General features: G+C 68.5%; 18 protein-coding genes. 8 read left to right on the plus strand and 10 right to left on the minus strand.

What is annotated here, in order from left to right; translation table 11 throughout:
* Nucleotides 1-171: 171 nt before the first annotated feature.
* Nucleotides 172-2736: a bifunctional lysylphosphatidylglycerol flippase/synthetase MprF gene (gene mprF, locus RTO53_RS09440; protein ID WP_312237546.1), complete on the plus strand. Its 2565-nt coding sequence runs from the start codon at nucleotides 172-174 to the stop codon at nucleotides 2734-2736.
* A 39-nt stretch (nucleotides 2737-2775) separates the two neighbouring features.
* On the opposite strand, the gene RTO53_RS09445 is transcribed toward mprF, so the two are convergent.
* The 4 genes from RTO53_RS09445 to RTO53_RS09460 form a co-directional block, all read right to left on the minus strand.
* Nucleotides 2776-4119: an AcvB/VirJ family lysyl-phosphatidylglycerol hydrolase gene (locus RTO53_RS09445; protein WP_312237547.1), complete on the minus strand. Its 1344-nt coding sequence runs from the start codon at nucleotides 4117-4119 to the stop codon at nucleotides 2776-2778.
* A 79-nt stretch (nucleotides 4120-4198) separates the two neighbouring features.
* Complete coding sequence (locus RTO53_RS09450; RefSeq protein WP_312237548.1) at nucleotides 4199-4852, minus strand: DUF998 domain-containing protein; 654 nt, start codon at nucleotides 4850-4852, stop codon at nucleotides 4199-4201.
* Nucleotides 4853-4864: 12 nt separating this feature from the next.
* Entirely contained in the window at nucleotides 4865-5050 is a 186-nt protein-coding gene (locus RTO53_RS09455) for an oxidoreductase-like domain-containing protein (protein ID WP_312237549.1), read from the minus strand.
* Between the two features lie 27 nt (nucleotides 5051-5077).
* Nucleotides 5078-5677, minus strand: coding sequence for a hypothetical protein (locus tag RTO53_RS09460; RefSeq protein WP_312237550.1), 600 nt, complete (start codon nucleotides 5675-5677; stop codon nucleotides 5078-5080).
* A 235-nt stretch (nucleotides 5678-5912) separates the two neighbouring features.
* Here RTO53_RS09460 and RTO53_RS09465 point away from each other — a divergent pair, with 235 nt between their 5' ends.
* Nucleotides 5913-7049 (plus strand): tetratricopeptide repeat protein, encoded by a 1137-nt coding sequence (locus RTO53_RS09465; RefSeq protein ID WP_312237551.1) that lies wholly within the window; start codon nucleotides 5913-5915, stop codon nucleotides 7047-7049.
* Between the two features lie 7 nt (nucleotides 7050-7056).
* Here the strand turns inward: RTO53_RS09465 and RTO53_RS09470 are convergent, their stop codons facing one another.
* Nucleotides 7057-7392, minus strand: a complete 336-nt coding sequence (locus tag RTO53_RS09470) for a zinc ribbon domain-containing protein YjdM (RefSeq protein WP_312237552.1) — start codon at nucleotides 7390-7392, stop codon at nucleotides 7057-7059.
* A gap of 115 nt (nucleotides 7393-7507) precedes the next feature.
* Here RTO53_RS09470 and RTO53_RS09475 point away from each other — a divergent pair, with 115 nt between their 5' ends.
* The 3 genes from RTO53_RS09475 (at nucleotide 7508) to RTO53_RS09485 (ending at nucleotide 10102) form a co-directional block, all read left to right on the plus strand.
* Nucleotides 7508-8863, plus strand: coding sequence for an Hsp70 family protein (locus tag RTO53_RS09475; RefSeq protein WP_312237553.1), 1356 nt, complete (start codon nucleotides 7508-7510; stop codon nucleotides 8861-8863).
* A 748-nt stretch (nucleotides 8864-9611) separates the two neighbouring features.
* Nucleotides 9612-9905 (plus strand): YkgJ family cysteine cluster protein, encoded by a 294-nt coding sequence (locus RTO53_RS09480; protein WP_312237563.1) that lies wholly within the window; start codon nucleotides 9612-9614, stop codon nucleotides 9903-9905.
* 17 nt (nucleotides 9906-9922) lie between these two features.
* The gene (locus RTO53_RS09485; protein WP_256775876.1) at nucleotides 9923-10102 is read left to right on the plus strand and encodes a hypothetical protein; all 180 of its coding nucleotides are present in this window, start codon (nucleotides 9923-9925) and stop codon (nucleotides 10100-10102) included.
* A gap of 45 nt (nucleotides 10103-10147) precedes the next feature.
* Here RTO53_RS09485 and RTO53_RS09490 read toward each other — a convergent pair whose 3' ends face one another.
* The 3 genes from RTO53_RS09490 to RTO53_RS09500 are packed head-to-tail and all read right to left on the minus strand — an operon-like array spanning nucleotide 10148 to nucleotide 12156.
* A complete protein-coding gene (locus tag RTO53_RS09490) occupies nucleotides 10148-11032 on the minus strand; it encodes a DUF4097 family beta strand repeat-containing protein (protein ID WP_312237554.1) in 885 nt (294 codons plus the stop codon).
* Nucleotides 11033-11044: 12 nt separating this feature from the next.
* Nucleotides 11045-11581: a hypothetical protein gene (locus RTO53_RS09495; RefSeq protein WP_312237555.1), complete on the minus strand. Its 537-nt coding sequence runs from the start codon at nucleotides 11579-11581 to the stop codon at nucleotides 11045-11047.
* Complete coding sequence (locus RTO53_RS09500; RefSeq protein WP_312237556.1) at nucleotides 11578-12156, minus strand: sigma-70 family RNA polymerase sigma factor; 579 nt, start codon at nucleotides 12154-12156, stop codon at nucleotides 11578-11580. The genes RTO53_RS09495 and RTO53_RS09500 overlap by 4 nt, the downstream gene beginning before the upstream one ends.
* Nucleotides 12157-12290: 134 nt before the next feature.
* Here RTO53_RS09500 and RTO53_RS09505 point away from each other — a divergent pair, with 134 nt between their 5' ends.
* Both RTO53_RS09505 and RTO53_RS09510 read left to right on the plus strand, forming a co-directional pair.
* Complete coding sequence (locus RTO53_RS09505; protein WP_312237557.1) at nucleotides 12291-12473, plus strand: hypothetical protein; 183 nt, start codon at nucleotides 12291-12293, stop codon at nucleotides 12471-12473.
* An 80-nt stretch (nucleotides 12474-12553) separates the two neighbouring features.
* A complete protein-coding gene (locus RTO53_RS09510) occupies nucleotides 12554-13135 on the plus strand; it encodes a mechanosensitive ion channel family protein (RefSeq protein WP_312237558.1) in 582 nt (193 codons plus the stop codon).
* A 23-nt stretch (nucleotides 13136-13158) separates the two neighbouring features.
* Here the strand turns inward: RTO53_RS09510 and RTO53_RS09515 are convergent, their stop codons facing one another.
* A complete protein-coding gene (locus tag RTO53_RS09515; protein WP_312237559.1) occupies nucleotides 13159-13425 on the minus strand; it encodes a DksA/TraR family C4-type zinc finger protein in 267 nt (88 codons plus the stop codon).
* 109 nt (nucleotides 13426-13534) lie between these two features.
* On the minus strand, nucleotides 13535-14086 hold the full coding sequence (locus tag RTO53_RS09520; protein WP_312237560.1) for a DUF2058 domain-containing protein: 552 nt from the start codon (nucleotides 14084-14086) through the stop codon (nucleotides 13535-13537).
* Nucleotides 14087-14160: 74 nt separating this feature from the next.
* On the opposite strand from RTO53_RS09520, the gene RTO53_RS09525 reads away from it, so the two are divergent.
* Entirely contained in the window at nucleotides 14161-14658 is a 498-nt protein-coding gene (locus RTO53_RS09525; RefSeq protein ID WP_312237561.1) for a M48 family metallopeptidase, read from the plus strand.
* The last annotated feature ends 585 nt before the right edge of the window (nucleotides 14659-15243 follow it).

Here is a 15243-nt window from a genome sequence, read left to right on the forward strand (position 1 = left end):
GGGGCATTGTCACCGATGCGGCGTGAGCCTGTCCTTGCCGCCGCACCGTACCGCCACCGCAGGCACAGCACACACCCTTGGCAAGCGCGCGCATCAGGCGCACGATGCGCCCGCACCATTGCACTGCCTGTCTTGACTCTTTCGTCGCCCGCCACGGAGCACGCTGTACCGATGACCGAAACGACCCCTGCTCCCGCCCCGGCACGCCTGGCCTGGCGCCGCGCCGCCACCGTCATCTTCAGCCTGGCGATCCTGGCCCTGGCCCTGCGGGGGCTGGCCAACGAATTCGACGAACATGGCTACCGCGCCATCCGCGAAGCCTTCCGTCACCTCGGTGCCGGCCAGATCGCGCTGACCGTGGTGCTGGGCCTGGCCAGCTACGCCTGCCTGATCGGCTTCGATGCCATCGGCCTGCGCCGCAGCGGCAAGCAGTTGCACCCGGCGCGGGTCGGGATCACCGCCTTCCTTGCGCATACGCTCGGCCAGACCCTGGGGTTTGCCGCGCTCACCGGCGGCGCCGTTCGCCTGCGCGGTTATGGCGGCGCCGGGCTGAGCCTGGGCGAGATCGGCCAGGTGGTGCTGATGAGCACGCTTGGCTTCGTGTTCGGTGCGTGGCTGCTGCTGGCGCTGGCCTTCATCCTCGAACCGGGCGCGGCCGCACTGGCGCTGCCGGTGTCGGTGCAGGCGGTGCGCGTGTTCGGCATTGTCGGCCTGCTCGGTTACCTCGGCACGCTGCTGCTGGTCGGTCGTGACGGGCGGACGTTCCAGATCCGCGGCCACAGCCTGTGGCTGCCCGACCGCCGCACCATGCTGGGCGTCACCGCGCTGAGCGTGGTCGAACTGGTGCTGGCCAGCGCCGCGTTCTACGTGCTGCTGCCGATGGATACCCCCACCGGCCTGCCCGGCTTCGTCGGCCTGTACCTGGTGGCGGTGCTGGCCGGGTTGATCTCCAGCGTGCCGGCCGGGCTGGGCGTGTTCGAGTGGAGCCTGCTCAAGCTGCTGCCGCAGGTGGCACCGGCGTCGGTGCTGGCCGCCGCGCTGATCTACCGCGTCACCTATTACGTGCTGCCGCTGCTGCTGGCCACGCTGCTCGCCCTGGGCCCGGCAATGCGCAAGCCGCTGCGGGTCGGCGCCGGGGCCACCCGCGCCGGCTGGACCGCGCTGCGTCCGTGGCTGCCGCAGATCATCGCGCTGGCGGTGTTCAGCGTCGGCGCCGCCCTGGTCATCGACGGCACCCTGCCCACCCCGCGGCGGCACCTGGTCAACGCCTCGCTGCCGATCCTGGAAACCTCGCACCTGCTCGGCAGTCTCGGCGGGGTTGCGCTGCTGCTGATCGGGCAAGGCCTGCAACGGCGCAGCCACGCCGCCTGGATGCTCGCGCTGGGGATCTGCGTGATCGCCCCGCTGCCGATCTGGCTGCGCGGCGGCCAGGTGTTGATCGCCCTGTCGGCACTGCTGGTGGCGATGGCGCTGTGGGCTTCGCGCCGTGAGTTCTACCGCCAGGGGGCGCTGCTCGACGAAGCCTGGTCGTGGCCGTGGATCCGCAATCTCGGCCTGGTCCTGGTCGCGGTGATCTGGCTGCTGTTCTTCGTCTACAGCCATGTCGAATACCAGAACGAGCTGTGGTGGCAGTTCGCGCTGCAGGGCAACGCCCCGCGCGCGCTGCGGGCGCTGCTGGTGGTGGCCATCGCGCTGACCATCTTCGGGCTGGCCCGGCTGCTGCACAGCACGCGCAGCCCGCTGCCGGCCGCCGACGGCCCGACCCTGGACGCACTTGCGCCGATCCTGGCAGCCGCCGAAGACACCCAGGCCTGCCTGGTGCTCACCGCCGACAAGGCGGTGCTGCGCGATGCCGACCAGCGTGGCTTTGTGATGATGCAGCGCTACGGCGGCTCGCTGATCGCGATGGGCGATCCGGTCGGCCCGCCGGAGGTGGTGCGCGGGCTGATCTGGCGCTTCCGCGAGGAAGCCGACCGGCTCGGGCTGCGTCCGGTGTTCTACCAGGTCGGCGAAGCGCACTGGCAGACCTACCTCGACCTTGGCCTGACCCTGGTCAAGCTCGGCGAAGAGGCGATGGTGCCGTTGCAGGACTTCGGCCTGGAAGGACGCGAGCGCGCCGACCTGCGCCAGGCCTGGAACCGCGGCAAGCGCAGCGGCCTGAGCTTCCGCGTGGCCGCACCGGCCGAAGTGCCCGCCCTGCTCCCTGCGCTGGAAGCGATCTCGCAGGAATGGCTGGATGACAAGGCCGGCGACGAGAAGGGTTTCTCGCTGGGCAGCTTCGATCCGGACTACCTGGTGCGCTTCCCGATGGCGCTGGTGGAAGCGGAGGGCCGCATCGTCGCCTTCGCCAACCTGTGGCAGGCCCCGGCCGGACACGAGCTGTCGGTCGACCTGATGCGGCACATCGACGAAGCGCCCAAGGGCACCATGGATTTCCTGTTCATCGAGTTGTTCCTGTGGGGCCGCGCGAATGGCTTCCACCGGTTCTCGCTCGGCATGGCGCCGCTGTCGGGATTGGCCCAGCACCGCCTCGCCGGGCGCTGGAACCGCTTTGCCAACATCGTGGCCCGGCATGGCGAGCGCTTCTACGGCTTCAGCGGCCTGCGCCGCTTCAAGTCCAAGTTCGCCCCGCAGTGGCGTGCCCGTTACCTGGCCGCACCCGGCGGTGTGCACCTGCCGGCTGCGCTGCTCGATGCCACCCGCCTGATCTCGCTGGATCCGCGCCGCCACGACTGAGCGTGCGGCGGGGATCCCCCAGCGGGTCTCCGCCGTGCTTCACCGCGCCGACAGATGCTCCAGCAACGTCTGCGCCAGGCGATCGTAATCGCCCTTGAAGTGATGGTCGCCCGGCAGTTTCACCACCTGCGCATTGCCGGCAGGCAGGTCCGGGCACAGCGCATCATCGTCGTCCTCGCCATACAGGCACAGCGTTTTGCCGACCGGCAACCTGGCAATCTCCGGCGCGATCGGCAGGCCGCCGCCACCGCCGCCCAGCCAGTTGCTGACGTGGAATTCGTAATCGGCGGTCTTGCCCACCGACAGCAGTCCGATCATCGCCACGCTGTCGCGCGCGGCCGGTGACAGCTGGTTGATCGCGGCCGGCAGCACGTCGGCGCCCTGCGAGAAGCCGACCAGCACCACCCGCTTGCGCTGCCATTGCCGGCTGTAATGCGCGGCGATGCGCTCCAGGTCGCGGGCAAACCCCTGCGGATCGCGGGCGGTCCAGAAATAGCGCAGCGAATCCACGCCCACCACCGACACCCCGGCCTCGCTGAGGGCGGCGGCCACTTCCTTGTCCAGCCCGGCCCAGCCGCCGTCACCGGAGACGAAAATCGCGAACGTATCGCCCGGCTTGCTGGACGGCACTTCGATCACCGGCAGGCCCTTGAGGTCATCCGGCGGTGGCGCCAGGCTCACCCCCTTCTGCGCGCCGATCACCTGCGCCGCCGCCAGCAGCCCGGGCAGGTCGCCACCATCGGCGCTGCGCTCGAACTGTCGGCCCATGCTCACCTTGCGTACGAAGGCGGCCGCATCGCCAACCTTGCAGCGCGCATCGCCGGCCGCGTTCAACCAGGGAAAATTGAGGTCGGCCGGCTGCAACCGGCCATGGCTGACACCGGCCCCGCAGACCATGCGCTCGCGCGCCCGGTCCGGGCAGAAGTCGGTGGTCAACAGCCCGGCAAACACCTGGGTGTCGGCCTGCGCGGCCACCGCATATGCCAGCTCGGCGCCTTCACCGTCGCCGCCGATCAGCGGCAGCCGGTACCCGGGCACATGCAGGTAGGCCTGGAACCAGCGCGAAAAATTCTCGACGTCGCCGGCACCGAACGCGCAGGAACCGCCGCCTTCGCGGGCCAGTTCCTTGCGCAACCGGGCCACGTCGACCTGGGCGACCAGCGCGCCCTGCGCGCGCAGGGCATCGATGCGCTGCCGGGTGCGTTCGTGCTCGCGGCCCCCGTCGAACCACACCACCACCCGCTGCAGGTGTCCTTCAGGCAGGAACACCGGCACCTGCTGGAACCGCCCATGACTGACCTGCTGCGGTGTCGCGGCCACCGCCGTCGACGCCCACCCACCGATCACCAGACCCAGTACCTTCCCCCACCCGGCTAGCCGCATCGTCACGCATCCCAAAAGAGTCCCGCCCACGATACGCCGGTCCCCTGCCAACGGCATGTACACAGACTGGCTGCACTGCTCAGCCGGGCGCAGCGACCCGACGCGTCCGCGCCAGGCGCCACTGCTGCAGGGCGACCGCCAGCAGCCACAGCACGATGGCGGCGATCACCAGCTTCTGTCCTGCACCCCGTGGCGGCCCCCGCCACAACACGTGCAGCCACAGCAGCGCAAAGCACAGCCACGCCCACCTCCATGCCAGGTTGGCCCAGCGCGACCACTGGGGATCGGCACGCAGGTACCAGCTCTGCAGCAGCATCGCCACGCTGGCACACAGGAACGCAGTGTTGGCGGCCAGTCCGTGCAGTAGTGGGGCCAGCAATGGCGCCCGCTCGGGCAGCCAGCTGTCGCCGATGGCCACGCCGAGCAGGCCCAGCGCGGACACCTGGAACAGCAGCGGTGCGGCCAGGCTGCGCCGGCGCGAGCCGCTGCCGGCATGCAGCGACCACGCCAGCAGCACGATGGCCAGCGCGAGCATGCCGTAGGCGACGCGCAGCGCCACGCCCCATGGCCCATGCAGATACAGGCTCAGCGTGGCCTGCACCCAATCCAGGTCCTGGCGTGCCCACTGGGTCCACAGCGCGGTGACGACGAACATCGCCAGCGCAACCAGGGTCAGCAACGCGACGCCGGCGTGCGGACGCCTGGGAAGACTGGTCGAAGGGTGCCGGGTCATTGCGCGGCGGGTTCAGTCGATCGCATCGGGATGACGCAGCGTCCATGCCGCCAGCGCGGCCCGGTACCGCTGCAGCTCATCGTTGTACAGATCCAGCACGCACAGCGGGCAGCCGCTGCCGCAGCACTCGTTCGGACCGGGTTCTTCCGGTGGCTGCGGGCGTGGATCGGGGTCGGGAAGCGCGACGAGCTCGGACATGGCAATCAAGGGGGCGGCGAGCCACCATTATCCAATGCGGCGGCGCAGGTTGGCGCGCGCCGCGCGGTCCAGCCGCTGGTGGAAGAAATCGCTCAGGAAGATGCGCGGCTTCAGCAGCAGTTGCTTGAGGAAGCGGCGCCGGTTGAGCCGGAACAGGAAACCCGGCACATGCCCGGCATATTCCTCCGCGATGCCCTGGTCATAGGCATCGAACACCGCCGCCGGCGCGCCCAGGATCGCCATGTCGCAATCCAGGAACAGCGCGGCCTCGGCATCGATGTCGGTTGCGGCCAATGCGCCATGCCGGGCAGTCAATTCGATCAGCTGCACCACCCGCGTCACATCGATGCCCTCGGCCGGCAGCCAGCGCAGGATCGCGTCGCGTGCCAGCGTGGCCGAGCGCGCTTCGTTGTCGCTGCGTCCGGCGTCGTAGATCGCATCGTGGTACAGCGCGGCCAGCTGCACCTCGCGCGGCTGCTGCCAGCCGGGACCGTCGGCAACCGCCTGACAATGCTGCAGCACCGCCTGCACGTGCGAAAAGTTGTGGTACGCCCGCGGCGGCATCGCGTAGGCGGCTTCCAGGTCGGCCTGCATCGCCGCCGGCAGGGGGATGGGTTCAAAGCGCATGGGCAGACAGTGACGACCTCGGCGGCAACTGGCAAGCGGATCGCCAGTGGTTGTTTTTTGACCAGCCGCGGGCAACGCCTGGTACACGGGGTGCGCGCGTGCTTATCCACAGGTTTGCCCGGGGCTGATCCACACCGGCTGTGGATGGCGGGTCGGGCCGACAAGCGGCACGCCATCGGCCCGGGCCGGGCCTAGACTGGGACCGATACGTCGGTGCCCCTGCGAGGTAAACGCGATGTCCGCCTGGAGATCCCTGATGGTGCTGGCCCTGCTGGCCGCCGCGCTGCCGGCCACCGCGGCAGAACCGGCCGCCGCCGCGACGGCAGTGCCCAGTGCCCCGGCCGCGCCGCCCACCCCGGAGCAGATCCTGGCCATTCCCCCGGCGCTGCAGGCGCTGTTGCAGGAACGGGTGATCGCGCCGGGTTACTCACGCGAACAGCGGGTGCAGCGGCTGGTACACCTGATCTTCGACGACGACGGCATGCAGTTGTCCTACGACCCCTACGCCACCCACACCCTGACCGAAACCTGGCAGACCCATCGCGCCAACTGCCTGTCCTTCACCCTGCTGTTCGTGACCCTGGCGCGCGCCGCCGGTATCGACGCGCGCGTGCAGGAAGTGGCCCAGGTGGTGACCTGGTACGAAGACCAGGGCGTGATCTACAACGTGGGCCACGTCAACGCGGGGGTGACGCTCAATGGCAACACCGCCGTGGTCGATCTGGACCGCAACGTGCTGTACGACCGTTACGGCCCGCAGCCGATCGACCAGAAGCGCGCATTGGCGCACTTCTACAACAACCGTGGCGCGATGTGGATGAGCGACGATGTGGCACAGGCGCGCCGCTATCTGCAGGCGGCATTGACGCTGGACCCGGCCTTCGTCGCCGGCTGGAACAACCTCGGCGTGCTCGACGCACGCAGCGGCAACCTGGCCGAGGCCGAGCGCGACTACCGCACCGCGCTGATGCTGCAGCCGCGCAACGCCGCCAGCCTGACCAATGCCAGCGCGCTGTATCGCCGGCTGGGCGACACCCGCCAGGCCGCGCAGCTGGCCACCCGCCTGCAGCACGTGCAACGCGGCGATCCGTTCGCACAGTTCCGCTTCGGCAACGAGGCCGAGCAGCGGCATGACTACGCTGCCGCCATCGGCTACTACCGCCGCGCGGTGAGCCTGTATCCCACCGCGCACCCGTTCCATTTCGGGCTGGCGCGGGCATATTTCCTTGCCGGCGACAACGCACGGGCATCCAGGGAGATGGCGCGGGCGCGCGACCTCGCCGGCGACAACGCCGATGTGCTCAAGGCCCAGTACCAGGCCAAGCTGGACAGCCTGAACCGCTGGCGCCAGCGCAGCGCCGCGGTCAACTGAGCCGGTCTCAGGCTTTCTTCAGGAAACAGGTCTTCAACACCAGCCCCTTGATCTTCTCCGAATTGCCTTCGATATGTTCGGCGTCGTCTTCGACCAGGCGGATGTTGCGGATCACCGTGCCCTGCTTGAGCGGGATCGACGAGCCCTTCACCTTCAGGTCCTTGATCACCGTGACCGTATCGCCGCTGGCCAGCACGTTGCCGTTGCTGTCGCGCACCACCTGCGCCTCGCCCCCGGCCTCGGCCGCGGTCCACTCATGTCCGCAGTCGGCGCAGATCCACAGCGCGCCATCGGCATAGGTGTTTTCCAGGGAGCATTGCGGGCAGGCAGGAGCGGTGGACATGGTGACGCCTTCGTAAACTGAACAACCCCTATTGTAACCGCCCACCCCTCCAGCCCTTGCACCGCTGGCCCGCTTGCCGCAAAGTGCGCGCCCCCTGACCTCCGGCCCGGCCTGCATGAAAATCGGCATCGACTTTGGCACCAGCAACTCCGCCGCCGCTGCGGTGGTGGACGGCAGGGTGGTGCCGATCCAGTTCGGCCAGGCCGAGCAGTTCCGCACCACGGTGTATTTCCCGGAGGTGATGCGCGACCCGAACGACTTCGAGCTGACCCCGGCGCTGGAGCGCGAGCTGGCCCGCCTGATCGACGCGGCCGCACGCGATGCGCGTGCCGCCGGCCAGGAACGCGCGCCCGATGCGCTGCGCCGCGAAGCCCTGCGCGTGGTGCGTCGGCAGTGGATGGAAGAGCAGATGCGTGCCCCGCTCACCTCGACCAAGCTGCTGCAGAACGCGGTCTACGGCGATGATGCGCTGGAAGCCTACTTTGAGGAGAACGAAGGCAACCTGGTGCAGAGCCCGAAATCGATGCTCGGCTACAACCTGCATCCGCGCGCGCGCCAGACCATCACCGGCATCGCCACGCACATCCTCGAGCACATCCGCCTGACCGCTTCGCGCCAGCTGGACCGGCCGGTGCGCACGGCCACGCTGGGCCGGCCGGTGCAGTTCCGCAGTTCGATCGGCGCAGCTGGCAATGACCAGGCGCTGGAGATCCTGCATACCGCGGCGATCGCCGCCGGTTTCGATGACGTCGATTTCCTCGAGGAGCCGGCGGCGGCGGCGATGCATTACCACGCCGAAAGCACGCAGGAACACGAGGCGATCGTGGTCGACATCGGCGGCGGTACCACCGACATCGCGCATGCGCGCGTGGGCGGCACGCAGGCACCGAAGATCCACCGTGCCTGGGGTATCGCCCGCGGCGGTACCGATATCGACCTGGCCCTGAGCCTGGGCGCGTACATGCCGCTGTTCGGGCGCGGGGTGAGCCGTATCCCCGCGCACCATTACGTGGAAGCGGCAATGGTGCAGGACATGACCCGCCAGCGCGATTTCCGCCAGCACAGCTATCGCGACGCCGAGCAGCCGTGGGGCAAGCGCATGCAGGCGCTGCAGGACACCGGCAACACGGCGCGCCTGTACCGCGAGGTGGAACGCTGCAAGATCGCGCTGAGCAGCACGGCCGAGCACGACAGTGCGCTGGATTTCATCGAGCGCGGCATGGCCGTGCAGGTGGAGCGTGCGCGTCTGGAAGCCGCTGCGGGCAATTACCTGGGCGAACTGCGGGGGCTGCTCGAGCAGGTCCGTGCCGATATCGGCCACGATCCGGCGGCGGTGTTCCTCACCGGCGGGATGTCGCGCGCCGGGTATCTGCAGGATGCGGTGGCTGCCGCGTTCCCGGGCGCGACGTTGGTGCGTGGGAACCCGTCTTTCGGTGTGGTGCACGGGTTGGCGTGGGCGGCGGCTGATTGAATCCGACGCTCGTCTGGAGCCGTTGGTTTGGCCGGGGTGGTGCGGGGGGTGTGGATTGCCGGGACACGCTGCAAGTACGTCCCTGTAAGCTCGCAGGCGCCATCCATGGCGCCTGACGGTCCCGGCAACCCACACCCCCCGCCCCTGACAGGGCGTCGGTTTCCGTGGGGAGAGCGGAGCGGTTCTGGTTGGGTGGAGAGGTGCCGGGCGTGGCGCAGCACTACCGATGGCAGCGTAGAACGTGCCGGGCTTGGCGCGGCATTGCCGATGGCGGCGCAGCCGGAGTCGAGCAACGCTCGGCTCCAGCGGTTTGGATGGTTGTTGCGCTTTCCCCTGTGTCGCGCGCGTCTCGAACGTGCCCGGGGGATGGCGTCCGGCGTTGCGCCTGGGCGCCAGGCTGTGCACTTGATTTACAGCCTTTCGGCCCCAGATAGAGACCTCGGCAGTAGCGGAAAACCCAAGCGGCACAAGGCTTTTCGCCGCATGGCGAGCCGGTATTAACAAAACGTTACGCCAAAAGCGCTATCATCTTTCGGCTTCAGTGCGCAACGCGCATGTCATCCGGGCCTCGTACAGGCCACCGTCCTTCACGATGCTGCCGCCTTCGGATCCGTCCCGGGCGCCGGGATCGCTTTTACGCTGTGATCCGGCTCGTTCCCAGCGTACTGCCCCTGAGCCGCCAAGAGAGATTCGATTGGGCGAACGCCTGGTTGTACCAGCCCCAGTTTCCGCTGCCGAACCCGACCCCATCGACTGCCGCCGTTGTGACGCGGTGTGTTGCCGGATGTCGGTGACCGTCATGCCCGGCGACGCCGTTCCCGGCTACCTGCTGGACCGTGACGAGGCCGGGCGCACCGTCATGGCGCGCAACGACGAAGGCTGGTGTGCCGCCATCGACCCCTATCACCTGCGCTGCACCATCTATTCGCAGCGTCCCGCCATCTGCCGCCAGTTTGACATGGGCGGCGATGACTGCCGCCATGTGCGGCAGGACTACCGTCGACAACAGCACGACCTGTCGACGATTTTATCCACGTTTTAACCATGACAGGAGCATCCATGGCCCGTACGCCAAAGACCTCCCCCAAGGCAGGCAACACCGTTCGCGTTGACCGCAAGCAAGGTTCCAGCACCGCCGTCAACAGCGCCAGCATCGCAGCCGACCTGGCCGCGTTCCGCAAGAGTGGTGGCAAGATCGAAGTGCTCGGCAACACCCTGGCACTGAAGAGAGCCGGCTGACCTGCAGCCGTCCGCACCGGCCCTGTGCCGGTGCGGGGGCCGCACTCAACGTCCGCCCAGCCCCACCCGCACATTGCCCGAATGGGCATTGATCGCGATGTCCCCATCGCCACCGCCCAGTTTCGTATCCAGCGTACGGCCCGGGCCGTAACGCGGCCGCTCCGCCGTGCCCGCATCGGACTGGATATCGCCACTGAAGGTCTTCACGCTCAGCTGTGCCGACACCGACCGCGGCAACTGCAGCCCGATCGACCCACTCACGGTCTGCAACGTTACCTTGCCGCCCGGCGCCACTCCCGATGCGGCGATGTTCAGGCTGCCCGACACCGCTTCGGCGGCCAGACGCTGTACCCGGCCCGCATCCACCTTGATGCTGCCCGACACAGTTTCCACCGCCACCTCGCCCGATATTCCGCCAGCGGCCTGCACCGGCCCGCTGACCGCGCGCAGGTCCAGGCGTGAGGTCTGTACCTGCGACCGGATCCCGCCGCTGACCGTGCTCAACGTGGTTTCGCCGCTGCGGCCGGCCGCGGAAACACTGCCGCTGACCGCATTGGCCTGCAGGCGGCGCAGATCCACATCGGCCACGTCGATGTCCGCGCTCACCGTGCCCAGCTGCACCTCCACCGCACGCGGCACGCGCAGTTCCAGCGTCGCCCCGCCGTTATTGCTGTTGCGCGGATAGACCACCTCCCAACGCACGCGGTTGGCGCTGCGGTCCTGCTTCAGGGTCAGCCCGTCGGCCATCGAGCCGCTCAGCGCCACCTCGTTGCGGTCCCAGCCGCGCACGCTGACCTTGCCGGCGATGTTGCTCAGTTCCACCCGGCCGCCGGCGCCCAGCGGCGCGCGCTCGTCGACACGGGTGGCCGCCTGCACGGCCAGCGGCAGCAACAGGCCCAGGGCGGCGATCAGACGTAGTGATGTGTGCATGGTGGATCTCCTTCAGGATGGCAGGCCAGCGGCGGCCATGACCGCTTGCTGGGTAAGTTCAAGACGCAGCGCATAGGTGCGCTGCAGCTGCGCGAGCAGCGAACGGGAGCGCGGGTTTTCGGCAATCGCCGCGCGGATGTGGTCGGCGCTGCTGTCCAGCTCATGCAGCGCCGGTTGCCAGTCGCCGCCCACCTGCGCGGCCGGCAACGCGGCCATCGCCTGCTGGTACTCGGCAACCATCGCATCGGCCTGGCGCTGCACCAGCGTGGGCGGCGGTGTCTGCGGTGCCGGCATCGGCACCACCATGACCAGGCCCAATGCCGCGGCAAGACCGAGGCCGAGGTGCAGCGGCCAGCGCCGACGCGGCACGATCGCCGTCACCGCTGCGGCCGGCGGGGCCGCCGCAGCCGGCAGCGGCATGGCCGGCAACTGCGCGGCGATGGCCTGCCACACCCGCGCCGGCGGCAGGCGTTCGCCCGGCAGTGCGCGCAGCTGCGCCTGCAGTCCGTCGTGGTCGAAGTCGTTGTCGTTGTCGATACGGTCGTTCATGCGGTTTCTCCCAAGCGTGCGCGCAACAGTCCACGCGCACGGTGCAACTGAGCCTTGGAGCTGCCTACAGCCATCTGCAGCTGCTCGGCGATCTCCTGGTGTTTCCAGCCTTCGATGTCGTGCAGCACCAGCACCGCACGGGCGCGCGGTGGCAAGGTTTCCAGCGCGCGCTCCAGGTCCATGCTGGTGCCCGCGCAACGCTCTACCGAGGCCAGCGTGGCCAGGCTGTCCCAGCCCTCTTCGCCGGCGTCGCAGGCCTGTTCGACGGCATTGGCCCGCAGTTCCATCAGCGCCGCGTTGACCCCCAGCCGATGCAGCCAGGTGCCCAGGCTGCTGTCGAAACGGAAGCCCGGCAGCGCCTTCCAGGCCTGCAGAAATGCTTCCTGCAACGCATCTTCGGCGCGTGCCGCGTGGCCGCCGCACAACCGCCACAGCACCGCATACATGCGCGGCGAGTGGCGTCGGTAGATGCGTTCGTAGGCCGCCATGTCGCCGCCGACCGCCGCGCGGACCAGGGCATGGTCGTCGACAGGGTCGGTCGGGGCGCGGGACGCGGGCATGGTGGCGTTGAGCATATCCCTTGGATGCGGGGTCCAGCGAAAAGGTTTAGAGGACCCCGGACGATTGTTCCGGTCGCCGCTCTAAACCTTTTTGCGGCCGGCTGCATCCAAGCCTGCGTACCCCACCGGCCACCGCCAAGGAACCCGCCATGTCCTCCAGTTGCCTTGTCCTGCTGCTGTCATTGGCCAGCAGCTGCACCCTGCCATGGAGCCCGGTGACGATCCGGCTGTCGATTCCCCCGCAGCCGGACCTGTGCGTGCAGTACGCCGCGCATGCGCCACTGTGCGTATCGGCGCTGATCGCGCGTCTGGAGGCGCACCAGCTGGCCTGATCCCCTTTGACGAAAACCTTGCGGCCCGCGCATTAAGATAGGCGTTTACAGCACTATCGCTGCAAGGATCCATGCTCTACATGAAAGACCACCTGCCTACCTGGACCCACGAGTGGCTGCAGTACGGCATTCCCGCCGTGCAGATCCTGCTCACCGTGCTGGCCGCCTGGCTGCTGCGCCTGATCGCCCGACGCCTGATCCGCCGCCTCGGCGAGCACTACACCCTGCCGCCGGAAATGGTGATGGGCGCGCGCCGCATCAGCAGCTTCGTGATCAATTTCGGCGCGGTGCTGATCGTGCTGAGCATCGTCGGCGCATCGGCCTCGGTGCTGTGGACCGCCTTCACCGGTTTCGCCGCAGTGGGTGCGGTGGCCTTCTTCGCCGCGTGGAGCGTGCTGTCCAACATCTTCTGCACGCTGCTGATCTTCACCACCCGGCCGTTCCGCCTGCACGACTACATCGAGCTGCTGGAAAACGGCGAAAAGCCCGGGCTCAAGGGCCGGGTGATCGACGTCAACCTGATCTATACCACGCTGCAGGAAACCGACGGCGGTCATGAGGGCACCGTGCTGCAGATCCCCAACAACATGTTCTTCCAGCGTACGGTGCGCCGCTGGCGCGACCCTTCGCAGGCCCCGGGCGGCATCCAGGGCGACGGTTGAGCATACCGGCCAACGGCCGGTCCCTAGCGCAGCTGGCTGTCCTTGCTGCCGCGTCGGTTGTAGCCGCCGCTGTCGTGCTGGGCGGCGTCTTCCTCTTCCTGGCAGCGCACGCACAGCCGAACGCCGGGCACGGCCTTGCGCCGCGCCTCGGGAATGGGCGCGTCGCAGTGTTCGCAGTGGGTCAATCCAGGGCCCTGCTTGAGCTGCGCGCGGGCGCGCTGGATGGCGTCATCAACGGTGGCGTCGATCTGGTCCTGGACCGCACCGTCGCCTGCCCAACCTGTCGCCATGATGTGTCTCCCATGCCGGTGTCAGACCTCCAGCATAGACCTGGGCCGGCGGCCGCGGCCAACGCACGGCTGAACGCGGCGGCAGCCGCGTGAATGCTTCAGCCTGGCGTTACCAGATCAGGTCGTCGGGCACCTGGAACTGGGCGTAGTACGCATCGTCCTCGGCATTGCCGGTGCTCGGCTCGGTGCCGGGCTGGGCGTTGTCGAGCACGATGGCACTGGCATCGCGCTCGCGCACCTTGTCCGCCGCCGCGCGCGGCAGCAGCTCGAAGCCGTCGCCGAAACGGGCAATGACCAGCGCGCCCGACGCCAACTGCCTGCGCAGGGTGGCGTTGACCAGCAGGGTGCGGATGACGGTGCCATCGTTGAAGCGGTATTCGCTCTCGCCCTCACGCTTGACCTTGTGGGTGTCGATGATCTGCCGGACCTGCGCCTGGAGCTCCTGGGCGCGCGCCTTTTCCTTGCGTTCGGCGTCCAGCGCGCGGTCGCGTTCCGCTTTCTCGGCGCGCAGCCGATCGGCCTCGCGCTGGCTTTCGCTGGGCGCGACCGGGGCCTTGCCGTGACGGGCCTTGACCTGTTCACGGGCGGCCTGTGAGACCTGGGACTTCTTGACCAGCCCGGCCTTGAGCAGCTGCTCCTGCAGGGGATTTGCCTTCGCCATACGCCTAGCATCTGTTATTGCGGGATTCCGGAGCCCATCATACTGGTCCACCCGCTCCGCCCCAACCGTCGTCCATGACCGCCCTGAAGTACCTCGCCGGCTATCCGGAGGCCCTGCAACAGCAGGTCCGCGACCTGATCGCGGGCGATCGCCTGGGCCCGTGGCTGCAGCGCCGCTACGCGGACCTGCACACGGTGCGCAACGACCGGCAGCTTTACGACTACACCCAGGGATTGAAAGAGCGTTATCTGCGCCAGTCGGCGCCGCTGTCCAAGGTGATCTACGACAGCAGGCTGCAGGTCCTCAAACACGCGCTGGGCACGCACACCACGGTGTCGCGTGTGCAGGGCAGCAAGCTCAAGGCCAGCCGCGAGATCCGCATCGCCACGGTGTTCCGCGAGGCGCCGGCCCCGTTCCTGAAAATGATCGTGGTGCACGAACTTGCGCACCTGAAGGAATCGGACCACAACAAAGCCTTCTACCAGCTCTGCACGCACATGGAAGCCGATTACCACCAGCTGGAATTCGACCTGCGCCTGTATCTCACCCACCTGGAAGCCAGCAGCGCCTGACCGCGGCCAACGCCCGCACGCTCCAGACACCCCGCCCCACGGCGCACACCGCCAAGTGCCCGCATCCTGCACCCGGTAGTGCCGAGCCATGCTCGGCAACACACCTACAGACATCGCACATCCTGTCGCAGAGCAGCCGAGCATGGCTCGGCTCTACCCGTGCAAGCGCGCGCCCGGTCGTGCTGGGCAATGCTCGGCAGCAGCACCACAGACACCGCACACCCCGTCGCAGAGCAGCCGAGCATGGCTCGGCTCTACCCATGCAAAGCGCGCCCGGTAGTGCCGAGCCATGCTCGGCAACACACCTACAGACATTGCACACCCCGTCGCAGAGCAGCCGAGCATGGCTCGGCTCTACCCGTGCAATGCGACCCGGTGGTGCCGAGATTCGGGCGCCACTCCCGCCCCGCCTGACCTCTCATCCTCCCCTCCAGCTCCCAGCTTCCAGCTTTCGGCTCTCTGCCTCCAGCCATCCCCCGGCCACCCGCCAAGTGTGAGGGGCTGGCGTGGGTAGGTTGGCGGGACCCTCAAGCCGCATGGATGCGGCTTGGGAGCCTACACGGACGTACTTGCGGCGTGTCCCGC

It is taken from the genome of Stenotrophomonas sp., from assembly GCF_031995405.1.
Classification (GTDB): domain Bacteria; phylum Pseudomonadota; class Gammaproteobacteria; order Xanthomonadales; family Xanthomonadaceae; genus Stenotrophomonas.